The sequence below is a fragment of the Sphingomonas sp. AX6 genome, from assembly GCF_902506605.1.
Lineage (GTDB): Bacteria > Pseudomonadota > Alphaproteobacteria > Sphingomonadales > Sphingomonadaceae > Sphingomonas.
Genome location: NZ_LR733979.1, coordinates 1775689 through 1793692, shown reverse-complemented (window position 1 = coordinate 1793692; position 18004 = coordinate 1775689). Strand labels below are relative to the sequence as shown.

At 56.7% G+C, this 18004-nt stretch carries 11 protein-coding genes; 4 read left to right on the top strand and 7 right to left on the bottom strand.

The features are described 5' to 3' along the window. Positions 1–32: 32 nt before the first annotated feature. Positions 33–2684, bottom strand: coding sequence for an Hsp70 family protein (locus ENHY17A_RS08640; protein WP_236547826.1), 2652 nt, complete (start codon positions 2682–2684; stop codon positions 33–35). A gap of 482 nt (positions 2685–3166) precedes the next feature. Continuing rightward, the gene (locus ENHY17A_RS08635) at positions 3167–4372 is read right to left on the bottom strand and encodes a hypothetical protein (protein WP_159711898.1); all 1206 of its coding nucleotides are present in this window, start codon (positions 4370–4372) and stop codon (positions 3167–3169) included. A gap of 172 nt (positions 4373–4544) precedes the next feature. Between ENHY17A_RS08635 and ENHY17A_RS08630 the strand changes: the two genes are divergently transcribed. Continuing rightward, positions 4545–7451 carry an AAA family ATPase gene (locus tag ENHY17A_RS08630; protein ID WP_236547825.1) on the top strand — a complete coding sequence of 969 codons (2907 nt, stop codon included), beginning with the start codon at positions 4545–4547 and terminating at the stop codon, positions 7449–7451. 16 nt (positions 7452–7467) lie between these two features. Continuing rightward, entirely contained in the window at positions 7468–8796 is a 1329-nt protein-coding gene (locus tag ENHY17A_RS08625; protein WP_201296371.1) for an McrC family protein, read from the top strand. Here the strand turns inward: ENHY17A_RS08625 and ENHY17A_RS08620 are convergent. The 4 genes from ENHY17A_RS08620 to ENHY17A_RS08605 all read right to left on the bottom strand — a co-directional run bounded on the left by ENHY17A_RS08620 (position 8791) and on the right by ENHY17A_RS08605 (position 14934). Next, positions 8791–10677 carry a hypothetical protein gene (locus ENHY17A_RS08620; RefSeq protein ID WP_159711894.1) on the bottom strand — a complete coding sequence of 629 codons (1887 nt, stop codon included), beginning with the start codon at positions 10675–10677 and terminating at the stop codon, positions 8791–8793. The genes ENHY17A_RS08625 and ENHY17A_RS08620 overlap by 6 nt on opposite strands. Before the next feature lie 109 nt (positions 10678–10786). Further along, a complete protein-coding gene (locus ENHY17A_RS08615) occupies positions 10787–11779 on the bottom strand; it encodes an ATP-binding protein (RefSeq protein ID WP_159711892.1) in 993 nt (330 codons plus the stop codon). Continuing rightward, a complete protein-coding gene (locus tag ENHY17A_RS08610) occupies positions 11779–13995 on the bottom strand; it encodes a DDE-type integrase/transposase/recombinase (protein ID WP_159711890.1) in 2217 nt (738 codons plus the stop codon). The genes ENHY17A_RS08615 and ENHY17A_RS08610 overlap by 1 nt, the downstream gene beginning before the upstream one ends. A 144-nt stretch (positions 13996–14139) precedes the next feature. After that, positions 14140–14934 (bottom strand): hypothetical protein, encoded by a 795-nt coding sequence (locus tag ENHY17A_RS08605; RefSeq protein WP_159711888.1) that lies wholly within the window; start codon positions 14932–14934, stop codon positions 14140–14142. A gap of 578 nt (positions 14935–15512) precedes the next feature. Between ENHY17A_RS08605 and ENHY17A_RS08600 the strand changes: the two genes are divergently transcribed. Both ENHY17A_RS08600 and ENHY17A_RS08595 read left to right on the top strand, forming a co-directional pair. Continuing rightward, positions 15513–16070 (top strand): hypothetical protein, encoded by a 558-nt coding sequence (locus ENHY17A_RS08600; protein ID WP_159711886.1) that lies wholly within the window; start codon positions 15513–15515, stop codon positions 16068–16070. A gap of 75 nt (positions 16071–16145) precedes the next feature. After that, positions 16146–16454 carry a hypothetical protein gene (locus ENHY17A_RS08595; protein WP_159711884.1) on the top strand — a complete coding sequence of 103 codons (309 nt, stop codon included), beginning with the start codon at positions 16146–16148 and terminating at the stop codon, positions 16452–16454. 161 nt (positions 16455–16615) lie between these two features. On the opposite strand, the gene ENHY17A_RS08590 is transcribed toward ENHY17A_RS08595, so the two are convergent. Then, on the bottom strand, positions 16616–17851 hold the full coding sequence (locus ENHY17A_RS08590) for a hypothetical protein (protein WP_159711882.1): 1236 nt from the start codon (positions 17849–17851) through the stop codon (positions 16616–16618). Positions 17852–18004 lie beyond the last annotated feature (153 nt).

The window sequence follows — 18004 nt, the reverse complement described above, 5'->3', positions numbered from 1 at the left end:
GCGTGAACTTTGGCAGTTGCTACTGGTCGAGGTTAACTCTCGTATTGAGTCAGCGACAGCCCCTCGACAACGGCGCAGCGCTGATCGTTAGCGCGCATTGCCGTTAACTGCGCATGAAGGCCGGCCCATTCGCCGCCCGACCCAACCTGAAGCCCGGCCGACGGTTGGGTGGTTTTGAAACTGAAATCGCCGCGTCGCTCCGTGTCGTACTCGTACATGTCGACTGCCCCCGGATCGAGTGCCTCACGCTCAAGACCCCACAAGTAGAGCGGACTAAGGGGCAGAGCGCGACCACGGACAGGATCAACCAGGTAGACAAGCTCGTCAGAGAACGGTTCAGTACCTTCGTAATCCAGCACATCTACAAACGTCTGGGAGGAGCCGTGCAATACTCGGAAAACCCCCACGTAGCAGCCGGGGTGGAACCGCTTGGGAACCACACCTTCAAAGATTCCTAGTCGGTTCGTTTCGAACGCTCGCGCAACATGGTTGCCAAGGAGACTGAGAAAGCCGATCCAATCAACGGCCTGGCGCCGACCGTGCTTTTCTGCATTTAGGCCTGAAATCCAGCCGTCGATCTGCTCCATGTTTTCCGGTTTAACGAGAGCGGCAAGCGGAGTCGCGAAGTCGAGCTTAGCATGATTGCCGCCGACGACGTTCTTCAAGAGACCCCACAACGGTCCGGCGGATCGTTGAGCGAAACCCTTGAACACGTTCCCGCCTACCTTTGTGGCGCACAGATCCGTATAAGCTAGAAACGCTGCTAAAGTCAGAAGCGAGTCCGCGGCGTCGCGGCCCTTCTGAACGCGTTTGTCGGCATCACGTTCGGACACGAAGCGTGCCAGCGGTGCCGCCACTGGATATGGCAATTCCGAAAGTAGCTCGGAGAGTTCGCGCCACCCGGGAGAGCGCGCCCTTTCTTGAATCATCTGGACGTCGGAGCTGTCAACAATCGAGCAGGCAGACGCGCTAGTGCCGAAATCAAGGCCGAGATAAGTCGAGCCGCCATCCTCATCGGAAGCAAAGGTCATGTCGATGTGGAAAGGTCTTCCATCCGCGATGAAACCTTCAAAGCGATCGTTACGACCGTATATGAACCTCGGGATAGCCGTTCCGTCCTCCCTTACGGTCAGTTCGACCTCGATAGAACCAGCAAAACGCGCATTCTTGGGCGTATACGCTCGCGTTTCGACGATGTTGTGACGTGCCTCAAGATCCTCTGGATCAAAGGACGACCTCATGAAAAAATATTCGAGAAGGCGTTTCGGCGGGCTGTTTAATCGGACTTTCCAAAGAAGGGGCGTGCCGACAAGACCGCGCAGGCTGCTCGCAGAAGGTAGAAGCACACCCGCGTCAAACCCGTCGGCCGCGCCCCCTGCGAGTTCTGAAGCAAGCGGCCTGGCCCGCCGGATCTCGAGTTCGCCGTCGTCCGGGCGCAAGGCAAGGCAAAGTCTATTGTAGGTGACGGCACGAAAATCGCCTCGTCCCTCCGTATAGAAGCGCCGGGCGCACTCTGTCGCAAGACCCTTCGCAACAATCTCCTGGAAGTTCTCGCTGAGTTGCAGAATTTCTGCGTGCGCCAGTTCGGCTTTTCCCAGGTCCCTTTCGAGCAGCTTGGAGAGCCAGCGGATGTTCGAAGACCCGCCCGATAGGAGGACAACTGAGATCTCCTGACCCTTCAGCTCCTTTGATGCGCGTTCAAGCGTTTTCTTCACAGCATCCCGCAACTTCGCTTTCCAAACATTCTCCTCGAAGGCGTGGCGCAGCATGCTGGCATCAAACTTAAGCGTCGCCATCCGAGATGCTGGATCGTACGGGTCAACGGCAACTTGCATCGGAAATGGAGTGACGCCGGAGAGATCAGCATGGAGATTCCAGTTCGCGATCAAATTGCAAACCGATAACTTTGCCGATTCCACTGTCTGGAGGAGGCGTCGGTAATGTCTATAAAATGTCTGCTGCCTGTCAGCCAATTCCGCCAAGTCGTCTGGCGTCTTAACTCGGTCTGCCCGTTCGATCGACTTCCTGACGTCTGCCCGGATGTCCTTCTCGACAGCCTGCATCATTAAGTCTGCTGCGATTAGCCGGTTTATAGCGAAGCCGCCCACTTGAACTGATTTTGCACTGAGAGGGCGACTGTTCACGCCAGACTGACTCACATCTCCGGTCTTGGTCGTTTCAATGACTGAAATGTCGAATGTACCGCCGCCAAAATCGAGGACGAGAGCGACGTGTTTTCGGTTCTCCGCAATGATTGGATGCCGCAGACCGTAGCGATAATACTGAAATACTGCGAAGGGTTCAGGAAGAAAGTCGATCTGCTCAAAGCGACCGTGTAATATTCTTCGGATCGCGCGGCGATAGTTCGAAAGCCAGTTTTCCTCCGCCATGTTGATGCCGCTAAGCGCGAGCGGTTCGGCTACAAGAAGACTTTTCGGTAGCGGGCGGCCCTGGCGCTCCAGGGCGGCATTAACTTTTGCTAACAGACCACGAAAAAAGTCCTGCGTAATCCCAGCTACAGTGGTTCGAGGGGCATGAGCCGTTCCGGAGGATCGCTTCGTCACGGCGTCTGGATCGTGTTGGCCGAGTTGAACTTTAAAATCCTCGAGCAGTTGCTCTGGAGAGGTGCATTTCTCGCGAGCGTCGAAGCCAATGTGGGCGCGCTTTTCGGAATCGTAGAACATGGTCGTCGGTACAACATTCCGTCCGTCAATTGGGACCAGGTTTACAGACGAGATGAAAGGCAACTTCTTCATAGACAACGCATACTCCCCCCAATGCCGGCATTGAGCATGGGCGAGCGCAACTTGTCCATCGCCATCAGCGATTTACGCTCTGCAACACCCAACTTTACCCAACTTTACAATAGCAACTTCGGACAATGACCAACCCATCTGGCACGTGCGACGCGTGCAGCTAATACCCGCTCCTGGTTCAAACGGTGCGCCTACCACCATCATTTCCAGGTTTTTCGTTTCGAAACTTGCGTTCGGAGTTATAAACTAGTTCGAACTGCGAGATCCTATATGATCCCTTCGGTTGCACGAGGGTCAACAAATTTCAGTAGCCTCGCCATAAACTCACTCGGTTACGCTACATCGGCCATTGCGATTTTAAGAACCGTTTCACTCCCTATCACCCTGTTCGTCAGCGTCATGGTCGGGTTTCATGGAAAAAGCCTTCGGTGGCCGCGCTTATACACCGGCGTGGCCGCGGTCGGAGCGATCTTCCAGCCTTGCGTGATATGGTCACTGAGAGTCTTTCCGTGGGGATGGCGGTACGAGTTCGGGATGCCGTAGGATGCGATCGCTCGCCCCGGAGGATTGGAGACCGGCGGATTTGCGTCCGAACGTCCGGCGTGGTGAGGAACCGAGAGAGCTCCGAGGGCGAGAAGCATGTGAGGCTGGATAAACTCATAGCCCGTATCGCCCGTCAGAATAACTGCTTGGCCGCCTTCTTCATAACGTAGCTGATAGCCTGAGCCATTGCGGTCATTGGCCTTAGCCGAAGTGCCGCGAGCGAGAGAGAATCCTCCGTTTGTTGCGGCGCCATCGATAAAAGTGAGGGCGTTTCCAAGATCTGCTTGGAAACGTGCGGTGTTCGGACCGACAGGTTGGTCAGGTGCATACCAATCCAATCCTTGATAAGGTTTGTGCCTGCGACCGAGATCAAAATGATCGAAGTCCCAGTGCGAAAGGATGACAAATCCCTTTGAAATCGACGGGACAAACATGGGTTTCGGAAGCGAGCCCTTATTGAACCAGATTGGCGCGCCGATGTCGAAGAACCCGATCGGCTTGCCATCACGCTTGATTAGCGCCGCAGACGCTTGGCCGACGTCGAGAACAATAATCTCGATCTTGCCGCCGGCTCCTAGGCGCCTAGCCGCGACATTTGCGCTAACGCGCCGCTGCTGTTTCAGCGCACCACTGCTAGTTGCCATCAGTTTCATCACCAATGCGGTGTCGCCAGGTTGAGTTAGCGCCGGCGGCCCGCTAATTCGGCGCATCGATCGGATCGAACGCGACGGGCCGGACCCATAATTGTTCTCGGCGCTGAGTTCCCACGCCCGGGGGACGCTACCACTATCGTCGAGCGTGAAGGCTAGCCAGTCGCCCTTGCTGACATTACCGAGACCGAACTGATCTTCCCAGCGCTTCGGCGTCGACATCGCGCGAACAAGCGCCAAGGCACTGCGATCCTCAAGAACCGCCTGTCCAAATTCGTCGAAACGATCGGCACGGACAGCATCGATCAAGATGAAGGAGCGCGTACGACCGTTCTGCGGATCAGCTTCGACGACTTCCTCGACGACGCCGTAATATTTTACGGGAGGATACCCGTCGCGATGCTTTCTCTTCTGCCCCCTCATGAGTCGAGTCTACCTTCGCTTTTTTTCTTGTCGTGCCACCCAGAATGATGTCGTCATTAGACATAGCCAAGCGGCTAGACATCGGAAATAAATGGCTCGCGAGAGCTGCTTAGTAGCGTAACATGGTCGGAGGGAGCGTGATTGAGTGCGTGAGGCGGAGTTTCGATCGTGGTTGGACCAGCGTATTTGGCGCGGAGTTCCGCTGACGAAGAAGGCAAAGGACGGTCGCTTTCGCCGGATGCAGCGGGTGGAGCGCGGGCTCCCGGGCCTGGGCTTTTTTCAGCAAACACTCGAAGCCCTGTTTGACGCTGGCCAGTGGGAGGATCTGCTGCTGCGCCTGAAGGCACTGCGAGAAAATCCTGGTGCAGATTCCGCCGCCGCTCGCGCTGTTGTGCCTGAGGCAAAGGATCCGGCGAGCCAACTTGGCAACTTGGTCGCTGCAACATTGCAGTATGGGTATTTTCTCGACGGCCGCGATCCGAACTATGGTTCTAGCGACGATCTGCCTGAGAGCGACGACGCGCTTGGTTTGACGAAAGACGCGGTTGAAGCTGTCATGCAGGAATATGATAAGGGCGCATCCGGATTCGCGCGAAAATATGGCTTCGCCACGAACTTCGATTATGTTGTCTGCCGTCCTGGTCAAGCGCAACAGTATCCGGCCAAGGCCGTGTTCCTGGTCGCCTACAGCTCGATCCCTGGCAATCCTGACATAGCGGCTAAAGGGCAGCGCGACACGTTTCGGGATGCGGAGGGTGGTCCAATCCATACCGAGCTTCGCCGGCTCGGTTATTTGATCGAAAATCGTCGGAATGCTGGCAAAGAAATCGTGGCCAATCGCATCCGAGAGTACGTGCTTGCGCACTATATCGAACCCGCCAAATCTCGCGGGGACGCAACGGTTACGATCCGGGCGGGAGACGTACATAAGGAATTGGGGCTGTCAGCTCAGCTACCAAATGTGTGCCAAGCGATCGAAGGTGAAAAGCTTCGCGAGGTAGCCGGACTGGACAAGCCTGAGGTCGTTTCGGGTCCGGCGAGCGGGCGTGGCAGCAATGTGGTTTACCGGTTTGTTATCAACTCTGACTCGCTCAACGATGAGCAAGTTCTGAAGCGGTTTGAGGGCAATCCTGACTTTCGATCGCGGCGTTCTGAATGGACAGGCTACCAGCGCGCGGCCTTTTGCAAGATGGCACGTGCTGTTCACGCCGCTGGCCTTGACTGGTACCACACCGACATTCCCCAGATCCGGTTCGGACGGAAATCATCACTACTCAGCCGAGCAGAAGGCACCTTGGGCTCGTTGCAGTTCAGAGCAAGTGGGCCATTCCTTACGTTCAGCCATCAGAGCGAGAACCTCGGTCTGGCGGGGAATTACGCTTTCGTTGAGCAGCAAGCCGATCAGTTCGAAGCCGCAATCGCCGGGGCTATCGAAGCGATCAAGGATTGGCAGCCCAACTCTTCCCACCGCCTCGGGAAATGGCCGGATGAATATGGTCGAGGCGATACAGCACACAGCGGGAATGATGCCATGACCATGCCGACCAATCTTATACTCTACGGACCGCCAGGAACCGGAAAGACCTACAATACGGCTTTGGAAGCAGTTTCCCTCTGTGATGGCAACGCTGACTATCCGCCTACGCGGGAGGGTCGGCTGGACCTGATGAAGCGCTACAACGAACTTGTGGTTGAGAAGCGGATCGGTTTTGTCACGTTTCATCAGAACTACGACTACGAGACGTTCGTCGAAGGCTTGCGGCCTGAAACGGGCGAAGGCGAAAGCAGCTCAGCAGGTTTTAGGCTCGAGGCGCGCGCCGGAATCTTTCGTGAGATTTGTGCCTTGGCCGATCAGGCGCGCACGCGGATCTCGCCTTCGGCTACCTCTCCCGGCTACGACTTCACCGGTCGTCGCTTCTGGAAGATGGGGCAAGGAGCGATTGGTACCGAAGACGATGTCTACGAGGCTGCGGTTGCAAACAGCTACATAACGCTGGGATGGGGTGGGACGATCGACTGGAGCCCGACGCAGTTCTCTACGTTTGACGCGATCAAAGCTGAATGGCTCAAGCAGAATCCAGACGACACAACACCGAGCAATTGGACGCAGACCTGGCCGTTCCGAAGCGAGATGAAGGTCGGCGATATTGTGATCGTGCCCTATGGCAATACTGCCTTCCGGGCGATCGCCGAAGTGACGGGCGACTATCGTTTTGAGCCGTCGGCAGAAGGCTATTACGCTCATCGCCGAGATGTCCGCTGGCTCCTGACACTGGATGAGCCGCTGCCGCTCGATACCATTCTCGACGGCAATTTCACGATGCGTACGCTTTATCCGCTTCAGGCAAGGCGGGTGAATCTGCCTGCGCTCGGTCGTCTGATCGCTGGTAAAAGCAGCGGTTCCGAGGGCCCCGCTAAAGGACCGACCGACCAATTTGTCCTGATTATCGACGAGATAAACCGCGCCAATATCTCCAAGGTTTTCGGCGAACTCATAACGCTTATTGAACCCGATAAGCGGCTCGGGATGCCGAATGAGCTGACCCTAACGTTGCCGTATTCGAAGAAGAGGGATTTTGGGGTTCCAGCGAACCTGCACATTATCGGCACAATGAACACAGCCGACCGGTCGATTGCGCTGCTGGACACTGCGTTGCGGCGTCGGTTCAAATTTCGGGAGATGGCTCCCGATTCTGGCTTACTCGAGGAAGCTACCCATCGAACGGGAATCGACCTCGTCCGCGCTCTGGATACGATCAACCGGCGCATTGAATACCTGATCGACCGGGAACACCGTATCGGCCACGCATTTTTCATTGGATGTGAGACTGACGAGGAGGTTCATGCGGCCATGCGCGACAAGGTCATTCCGCTCTTGCAGGAGTATTTCTTCGAAGATTGGAGCCGCATTCACGCCGTGCTCGGCGCCGGGTTCATTCGAGAAGACAAACTCGATCCGCCGCCGGGCATCGACGGCGACCAGCTGTCGTCCTGGTCCGTGCGCAAACCCTTTGCCGATAATGCGTATGATCGGTTGACTGGCAAAGTTGCGCCCGATGTCGAGGTTGCGGGCGCATGATCGGGTCGGCTCGCCCGTGACCGATTTGACTGTCCACGAATGGGGACGACGTGGGGTCTACAACGGCGTTGGCCAAAAGCCCGAGAAGACTTTCACTCGTTCCGAGGCAAACTCCTTACTGCTAGCAGCGAGGTCTCATCCTTTGGCGAACCGCTCGGGGACCAATATTCTCGTCGATCGGCATAGCGAGATCATCGCGCAACAGGTCGTCGGCGTCATTGCTGCCCCAGGGTGTAGCCTCGAGATTCTACCTAAAATTGATGCCGCCGTGGTCGAATCCGACGAGGAAATCCGTTCGCGCCTAGTCTCCATGCTCGACGTGGCGTTGGGACTGAAACTTGGGGAGGGGCAAATACTGGCGATGGCGCGCCAGAAGCAAACGCTGCTCGACATACTGATCCGTATTTTTGCCGATCGTCTGCTTGCTGAAGTTCGTCGCGGGTTACCCCGTACTTATCGTGCCCAAGACGAGGATCTCTCTGCGTTGCGTGGGCGATTAAATATCGTGCGGCAGTTCACTCATCACGCCGTTCGTCCGGACCGGCTGGCCTGCCGCTTCGACACGTTAATGTCCGATATTCCATTGCTTCGCATCATGAAGGCTTGCGTGTCGTTCTTGCGCCGTCATGCGCGTGCTCTTGAAACGCAGCGTCGCCTCGACGAGCTACGGTTTCACTTTGCCGATGTAAGTGATTTGCCTCTTCAGTTGTTGCCATGGTCTGAGGTTCGTATCGATCGAACCAATCAGCGTTGGGAGTCACTCTATCAACTGGCCAAGCTGTTCTTGAAACGAGAATGGCAGCGAACTGATCACGATGCCAAAGCGAGCCAGGGCATCACCCTTTTGTTCGCAATGAACGATCTGTTTGAAGCGTATGTTGCAGGCCTCGCCAAACGGGCCGTTCGAGGTGGGAATCTGTCGGTCCGTGCCCAAGGTGGTTTACGCTACTGCCTGCAAGAAGATGGCAGCGACGGCAAAAAGCGCTTCCAGACAACACCCGATATTCTCGTGAAACGAGGTGACGACGTTGCTTTCATAATCGACACCAAATGGAAGCTGATTGGCAAAAACCCGGAGGATAAGAAGCGAGGGGTCTCGCAATCCGACGTTTATCAAATGATGGCGTACGCGCGTCTTTACAGGTGTCAGGAGCTCGTTTTGCTTTACCCTCATCATATGGCTCTCGGTGCTGAGCCGCTGCAGGCAGGCTATACGATTATCGAGGGCAAAGAACGGCTAAGGATTGCCAGTTTGGATCTCTTGTTGGGCGATGTTGGAGTCATCCAGCAACTGACGCAGTTGATTTCAATGCCTAAGGTTGAAGACCATCTGACCGGTTCATGACAAGAGACGTACTCGTCGTGCTTTGATCCTAGCTGGGTCCGTAGCTCCATATTGTGCCATTGCCCGCTCCGCCTCTGCGCGGTTCCAGCCAAGTTTGCCGATACGGATGGGCGCATGTCGTCCCTTCAGGGGAGTGGGCAAAGCCTTCCCCCCACAGCCCCATCGCACCAGAGCCTCGCTTACTGAAAGGGTCTTGGACGCAATCTTGAGCACCTCCTGGCGATCGTACGTCAGGCCGTCACTCGCCGGAGCGTCAGAATTTTTGATGGCCCGAGAAAAAGTCGGCGCGTCGATGTTGAGCAATTCTTCGGCATCGCGACGATTGATACGAGGATGGAAGTTGAAGGCCGGAAAGGCCTCCGCATCAAAGCGCATCGCTGCAAGAAGGTGAACGTCGCTCGCCGGGATCGACACACGATCCATGAGCCGCCCCGTCTTGTCAGCACGGATCATGAAGGGCAGTTTCCCAGCGAGCATTGCCGCAACAATCGGACCCCACGGCTTCTCCTGCCCGCCAAAGGAGCGCAACGCGCGACGGATCGGCAGTAAGTCGGTTTCGAGCATCTCATCCGGGCTGGTGCCCATCTCCTCCAGTCGATTGCACAGCGTTTCCAAGCTAGACTTTGTGATCTGCCGCCACTTCAATGCGGCGAGCACGGCGTCGTCGTTCAGCAGATGGAGTTCGCCGAGGCAACAAAGCTGCTCGGCGCCGTGCGCACTGATGTCGAGACGTTCCGACGCGGACGCCAGAGGGATACGATCTGATAGGAGCGAGCGAAAGTGCTCTGCCTGATTGGCGTCGAATATCTGATGGATGTTTTCGGCACCGGTGGAGGACACTGGCGTGAACGTGTCGGCAGCGCGCATGCGTTCAAATACGCGCTGGCTGACTCCAAGGCTGCGGGTGAGCTCGGCACCATTTGCGGCGTTCGTCAGCACTGATCTGACACCCGTCCGCGCCGAAGTCGCTAGTCCCGGAACCCCCGCAAAAATGGCTTCCCGAATCGCTGGCCACGCATTCCTCGCCTTAGCGACAGATCGCACTGCGTTCGGCAATTTTGGGTCGATGCCGGCGCGACCGGGGGCACGCCCTTGCATCGCCGATCGAACACTTTCGGGCCAAGATGCCAGGACTGTCGAACCGATCTCGAGGATGCGGAGACGGGTCGCAACCGAGAGGTGCCTCGCGGCAATCCTGGGACCGTTACTCCCGTCAGACATTAGATTTCCACAACGCCAGCCGAGTTCAAATAAGGTTCCGCGATTCAATCCGGAGAGGAGGTGGGGCAGGCGATTTGCAGCGGCCCGATTCCGAGCAGGGTCGGGATGAATGAGGTCAAGCATCGGGCGGGTCGCACGTAGCTCGCGCTCTGTGACCCGCTGAACCTCGGCGGTCCTGAGGTCAAAGCCGCACTGACTGCAGTGCACCAGGTCGAGTCCAGACCAGTTCAACCTGGCCTTGCAGCGCGCGCAGCGATCGATGAGCAGGTTCCCGCTGATCGGGCAATGTGTTGCGAGCGCGTGATGCCCCAGCGCACAGTGAATTGGCTCGTCGACAAGCCATGATGTGGCGAGGCGCCGGGGCCGGAGTTGCAGATCATAGGCTGGGATGGCTGCACCATGGTACTCGACGCCCGGCAGATCTGGCGTCAGTGCTACCGATCGATACCGACGGTCTTCGAGCTCGTGCGGCGCTAAACGAGCAGCATGCGCCAATTGGTTGAAATCAATATCGTCGCGCGAGGCGAGATTTAAGTGCGCGTGCCACGTCGGAGTGCAAGCCCCAAGGAGTGCACGGAGCCGCGGTAAGTGATTGCGCCGCGCTGCGCGACCGACGAGCCCGATGAGGCTTTCGCCGGGCTTACCGGCAATTGCGGACATGACCCGCGGACCCTTCCTATCCGCTGCACTTGCGCGACACGTCTGACATTCACAGGCGTCGGCGAGACGATCGAGTTCGGCCTGCTGCGTGGAGCGCGCGGCTGCCTGATCAGGCATTGATCCCTCCTACGCCAAAGCGGAAGGGATCGTGCGATGTAAGCTTCTGCCCGACGGCCCAGGTCGTACAAGCGAACGACAAGTCGCAGAACTCGATGGCATCCGCATCACGCAGGAATGCATGGCGTGCCGCGACTTGCGCCAGCGTCACAAAACGACCGAGATATCCTCTAGAAACCGCCATCAGACAATTCAACGCACGCTCGTCGTGCAAGTCGGCTGAGGTGGTAAACAGTTTTTGATCCTCCAACGCCTTGTCGTATTTCCGTACGAAACTGCGGAAGCGCTCCTGCTCGGCGGGGTCGGCCAAGTCCAGCGGCTGGATATCACAAGGCGGCAGAAGGCGGTGACTGAGCTGGTTGTTGGACTCGAGAAGCTCCTTAGCCTTTTCATTTCCAAACAAGCCGAGCCCGACCTGCGCGTCAGAGATAAAGCGCTTGATAACATCCGTGGGGGCGGAGAACCCTTTTGAACGGTAACCTGAGTGCTGGACCTCGTCGATGATGAGCAGGACGGTGCTATGCTTCTCGAACGCCTCATAGGCACTTCGACGTAGCTGCTCCTCGTCCTTCGACGAGGCGAAACCGTCCCCGTAAGCCGCAAGAATGGCCAGCCAGAAACGCTTTGGTGTACAGGCCTGCTCCAGCTCCACACGCACGATCGGTCGTGCTTCAGCAGGATAGGTACCCCGCCGACCGATGATGCGGGCAAATTCATCTGCAGAGGAACTCTTGCCAGCGTAGCTCTCCGCGGCATTCCTGACGCCCGTCTGGTAAATGCCTTTGGAGCCAAGAGCGATAACCATATCTAGGGACTTGAAGACGCCAACGTGGTTGGGGTTGTGAATGAAGATGGACCTGATTGCAGCGTGCCGCTGATGCAACGCTGTTAGTTTTTCGGGGGTTTCCCGCTGCATAGGGCTGCCCGATCGCGGGAGAAGCTCTTCAGGCGCGAATGCCCCCGAAGATGTGATCTTCGGGGGCATCAGCGGTACTCCTCGTCGCCAAATTCGTCGTCGTCGATCTGCGAGGGCTCGATAATGGGGCGGGCAGGTCGAAAGACGGATGCCGCTGTATCTGCGTCGCCATCGTCAGCATCCAGATCTTCGTCGTGCTCGTCGTCTATTACAGACTTCGCGAATCCCGGACGGCTCGGAACGCGGTAAGCGTCTGGGCGATCCTCGGCCGGCACCTGGTGCTCGATGACGGGGCCAAGACCATCATGGCGATGTTCGGCTTCGGCCCAGCTCACGTCGAAGGCAGGCCGGGCGGTCGGATCAGCGCCGACCATGCGTGCCATCGCGCGACGCTCGCGGTTGTTCATGTCTGGGAAGGTCTCCCGGATCGTGCGATTGAGCTCGTCGCGCGCCACGAGGCGTTCGGCAACCGTGCTAAACTGCATCGATTGGCGCTGGGCCCACTCCTTGATCTGGCGATGCTGCCAAAGGCTAAGTCCGGCGGAATAGTCAGGCTGGGTATTTTCGAGACGCAGCCAATCGTCGCCCACGAAAACGTGGACATAAAGCATGTCTTCAGGGTTGTATTTCACCTTGGTTGTCACCGCGACAGTAGCGTCCAGACGCGTTGAGTGTGGTTCTTTTGCCACGAGTTTGTTGACCACATCGGGCAGGTTCTCGCCCTTCCACTGCATTCCGAACATGCGGACGCCACCGTTAGCCGTCACACGCTTTCTGTGCACAGTCACACCGGTGACGATTTCGAGTTTGCGAGTGTCCAGGATCAGGTCGCGACCATGCGCGAGCGTGCCGCGGTGCCACTTATCAAGTGGGGCGGCGTCGATACCCGAATGGTGGGTGATATGATATAAATACAGGAATTCGCCAATCAGCTCCTTCAGCTCGGTAATGGTGACCACGGCTTCGGAAGTGGGATCAATGCCGAGCTTGCGCAGGACGCTGGGGTCGAGCGTTGCTCCAGGCAGCTTGTCGATGAGAAAGGTGTTGAAGGTGCGGAAGAAGCGCTCAATGGTCGCCTTGTGGCGAGGAGCGCCGACGGGCGTGAGTTCGTGCGCGATGCCGAGGTCAAGCAACATCTCAGTAAAGCCTGGCGCCGCATAATTTGCCCCATTGTCTGTGACGATCTTCGCCGGCTTACCATTAATCGTGCAAAGAGCGGGATAGCGGGCGCGGCGATCGGGGCGCACATCGAGCTTGGGCGCGTTTGCCAGGCGCAGGCATTGTGCTGCGGTGTGGACAGTAGGCGGCTCGAACCCTGCCACCAGCCCAAGGATAACCCGGCTGTGTGCGTCCATAATGACGCACAGGTGGGGTCGCCCGGCCACCATCGCGCGGTCCGCATCCAAGCAGGTCACCATGTCGACGACCGTGTCATCCATCAGCGCGACTTGAAGAATGCGCGAGGTATGGAGCCCGCGGCCGGAACCGTCATATTTGCGGCGTGCTGCCTTCTCTCCGAACTTCTCGGCGTAGGTTTCGCGGCATTCCATCTCAGTGATGCGGCGGCGGACTGTCTCCTTACCGGGCATGTCCAACTCAGACTCGCCGGCTACTTTCCGGCGAAGGTTCTCTGCAACAAGGCGCGCGACAACAGCCGCCAGCACGTCCACTTGCTTGGTGCCGCGGTTGGCCCAATAGCGCGGGCGTTCTTGCTCAATAATCTCTTCGACAAACGGGTTAAGGCGGGTCCGCCGCGGCACACGGCCGGACATGCTCATCATATCGGCTAGCTCCACCGACTCCTCGCGACAGCGGCTAAACCAAGTACGTACGGTTGACGTGGGAGGTCGCCTTCCGAACTTCTCGACCATGCTGGCGTCCCAAATGCTGTCGATGGCTTGGCTTAGGCGTGGGTCGCTGGCATCCACCCCGTGCTCCAGAAGCGTAAGCATCAGGCGCAGGCGGGCAGCAGCATAAGGGTCCTTGGAAAGGATCTCCTCAGGATCGTGCAGGGCGGCGGCCGCTCGAACAGGAGCGACCGGCCCATTGGCGTCGCCAACCTTCCGCATTCCTTCAGCAAGCTCGCGCTCCAACCATCCCTTATCTGGCAGCGTCATCTCGCCGGTCTGGGGATCTTCGACGCGATAGGTGGCACCCCCGGGTAGCGTAATAACGTGTAGCAGGTCGTCCCCCAGATCACGCTCGATCAGCAGTTTTACGCCGCCTGAGGTAATGAAGGTAGATCCAAGGACACCGTTTATTTCTGAGCGTCTGAAGTTCTTCATAAAGGTATCAGTCTGTTACGGTCGCGCTTGGCAGAGTTTTAAAAGGCAAGGTATTGCTGTGCCGAAGGGGCTGGAGAGAATACATACGACGTCCGGCGATTTTGGGATCGGCGAACCCTCCCTATCTTAGAGATCGCTCAATCATCACTGGCGGATGCTCGGCATCGCCACTGGTAGGGGCGGAACAGCGCGGCATTCGCTGTGATCGCCGAGCTTTCCGTCAAGGTCGATCTCGACAACGCGCCGCACCATGAGCGCGTATGCCATCGACCGGCCGTAAACGGGGTGTAGGATGGCCGCGAGATTGCGAAGTGCGATCGGACCTTTGCCAACAGTAGCTGCGGCAAGCGCCACGAGATGGTCAGGGACGCTGACAAAACGAGCGGCCTGGACTGTATCGACATTTTCTCGGCGCCGAGCCGTACCGGCGTGCGCAAGGACGTAGTGCTCATAGTCGTAGCCCATCGCCTCAGCGATAATCTGACCAAGGAACGTCTGGCGCCGGCCATTTGCAGTCCGAAAATCGCTCCAGTCCCGCTTTGCATCAATCAGTACGCGGCGCCCATCTGAACGTAGGTTAGCGAAGTCTGGCAGGTGAACATGCCACCCGTCGTCGAGCAGCACCTCGCCACGACATGGCTGAGCGATCGCATCGACCACACCAACATCGACCTCCTCCTGTATGATGCGGGCGAGTTCGGCCGCAGCCTCGCCGAAACGACCGCGTTGCATCTTCCTTGAGGGATAAGCACCAGTGCGGATGGCCTTCCTGCCGGTGATCTGATCGCGTAGTTGATCGCGGTCCGTTGAGCGTACGATCACGACCTTGTGAATCGGAAGGCCGGGGTGGCGTAAACGCGCCCGGCGCACATTAGCTGCGCTGAAGGTGGCAACACTCGCCGAAGTAGTGGCTAGGTCCCGGTTAAAACTCTGCTTCACTAAGTATCTCCGATCGCTTTTCTGCGATGCCATATCGCAGTCAATTAGATTGGGGCCTCATTGTCGGTGGCGACGCAATAACCTGCTAAGCTAGCAACTCGGTCAGTGCATTCTGGCAGCCCGGATAGCGGCCATATCGCTCAAACCCTTGTACGCGTCAAGTCTTTCAGAAAATAGAGATGGAACTTTCTGAAAAATCAACCTGACTGTTACCTAAACTAGACTATATGTACTCTTTTACTGTCCGTCATTAACTTGCGCAGGCAGCATTATGTACTTGACGCTCCCAATTTCCATAACTATCGGCCACCCGGCGCTCAACAGAGCGAGGTAACTGGTTGCGTTCAGGAGGAGTGATTTGGCACAATTTCAATTTAACATGATCGGCGCTTCGCAGACGCCAGTGCTAGAGGTCGAAGCTAGCGATTTGCACATGCTATCTGAATTAATGAAACGATCCCGTTTCATTCTCGGAAGGCTTGTCGAGATGGAGGCGCAGGCTGAACCTTGCGAGGTTCTCCTTGCAGTTCACCGGATCCAATTTGTTACTGAAGTATTCTAAAAATAAGGGTTAACAAATGAATAATTATGAAGTAAATATGATGCAATTTACCGTAGCTGGCGTTACAAAACTCACTGGTCTACCGCCGAGCGAACACCGAAAGTTGCACAGCCTGTACAATTTTGTACGCACAAAACCCGGACGCGATCTTGATCTCAACGCAGTCTTCGGAACTCTTGCACTTTCGGAATGCTTGAAAGCCGGATTTCCGACTCAAATAGTCATAAAGCACCTTAGCCCGCTTGTGAATGAGGGACTCACAATCCTAGGATCTGATCCTCTGCGCTGGCGCATTTCGGGGGCGGCGGACGATAATCTGCAGTTTCGCGAGTGGATGACCAAAGTGGAAGGACCAGCCTTCAGGCGCCGGGTGCAAGAGCTGTTGGGCATTCAAGAGCGCACGGCCCACCGGTTTCTCGTTCTCAAGGGCGCGAAGGTTCCATTCGCTTGCGATGACGTTGCGGAGGTCCTCGGCCGCGACGACGCAGCGGCTCTGTTAATCATCAGTGCTTCGGCCCTTGCAAACCAGATCCGCGCCTATTCGCCTGATCCCCTGTTCATAATCGGAAGCTAGCTGTCGTTTTGGTGGAGGCGGGGTCACTTTGATCATGACAACGTGCCAGCGAGAGCAACGGAGAAAATACTACGTATGAATGCCAAGTTACAGCGTCTCAGGGACGATCCGGGCCGTCTCAAACTAATCGAAGTTCGTCCCCAACCGCCCGCCAAGGAGATCGTTGCCGAGCTGCTGATTGCACAAAAGGCGTATTATCGAGAATCTATGTCCGTGAAAGGCCGATTTAATAGCCGAGCAGAACTGATCGAATTTATTTCGCATTCGCTTTTAGAAGGTCGTTCATCTCTTGCGATTGTTGCGGCGAATGCCGGCATCGCAATTCCGACTTTGCGGAACATCATCTCCTCCCGGAAACTAGAGCGGAAAATCACGACAAGCTAAGTTAGAGTCGCTGATTTTTTGATGCTAACGGAATGATCTGATGATTGGGCTAAACTACACCCGCCCGGGGAGACCTTGTAACTAAATCAGCAGAAGGCTGTCGTCGCAGCGTTTTGTCCTAAGCATCACGATGGTCGAAATAGCAGATCGCCGACGGCTTATTAGAATGAAGACGGTCTGAAACCGTAATCATCATCGTCGGAAAAAAGTCGATCACTTGCCAATCGCTGTTCGAGCGGACCTGCGGATAGTGCGTCCTGACGTCGTGAAAGGGTTTCCTCGGCAAAACTGATAAGTCCCGCGACCCTTCCAAGCTGACCAGTATCCAGTTCACTACGTAACGAAGAAACGAGGCGCCTCAGCCGGTCGAGATCGGCGACCTCCTTCAGTAAGGTGTCAAGAGCCTCGGAGCGGCGCTCCTCAATATGCTTCCGGCGCATAACGATTTCGCGACGTAGGCGCTCTTCTTCTCGGCGACGCGCATCATCCTCTCGCCGTAAACGATCGTCCCTTCGGGCGGCCGTGAGCACCTTAATGCCAACTGCGATATCAACTGCCATCTTCTCCAGACGTTGCACCTTGGCGTCTCGGTAAGATCGTCGTGGACTGCTGCCGCTAAGATAGAACTGCTCGAGTTCAAACGAGAGCTGGCCAGTCGGGACATAATCCCACTCAGGAAACCGGAGCGGGAAGATATCAAAATTGTCATCCCCCCAGGAACGAGGTTTGCTCCAATATCTTTCCCGCTTTTTTTGGTGGGTTAGTTCTTCGGCTTTTTCTTTTTCAGTTAGGGCGTGCTTTTCTCGCTTGGTAGTCTCGGTGATAGAGAATCCGATGGTCTCACCGTCGCATTCGAACGCCGTCGATCTCTCAGTCTTTATAATCCTGATGTCCATTACCGCGGCCGCAGCCGCGATACGGTTCAAAATCAGTTGAAGACGCTCGACAGAATCTGGAGCAACCTCAACTTTAATCAGGCCCGACTGAGCGACGGCAACCAGGCCCGTGATGGGTGCGGGTTTCTCTTTCCGAAGCTTGGCAATTGTGCGGTCAACAATCGGGTTGGAGAAAGGCTTATCGATTCCTTCGATTGTCGAGGCCAGCACACGAGCTTTCTCGCGAGCCTCCGCGATCAGCTCCGACTCGGCCCGTAACTCTCCACTTGCTATTGTAATGCGGTCGGCGCCGCCGTCCCTCGTTTTGGGCAGCGGCGTCTGCTTGACTGCCTTGCCTGCCGCCTTTTTGGCCCACCAGCCCAGCGGAGGATTAGGGATGCCGTGCTTCTTGCAGATTTTATGGAGTGCGACGTCGGACAGCGCGAATTCCTTCGCAAGGTGCGTCAATGGTTTGGACCATACAAGATCATGGAATTGTTCACGTGTGAAGGTGCGGGGCATCCTTGGCTCCAACATTAGTTTATTATGCGCCATACGCTTGCCAAGCCCATTGCTGCATCACCGGCGTGGCGATGCCTCGCACGTATGTTGCCATTGAATGATCGCGGGCTCTGCCTCAAACAGGCGATATGAAAGCTACGCGATATATGGGGT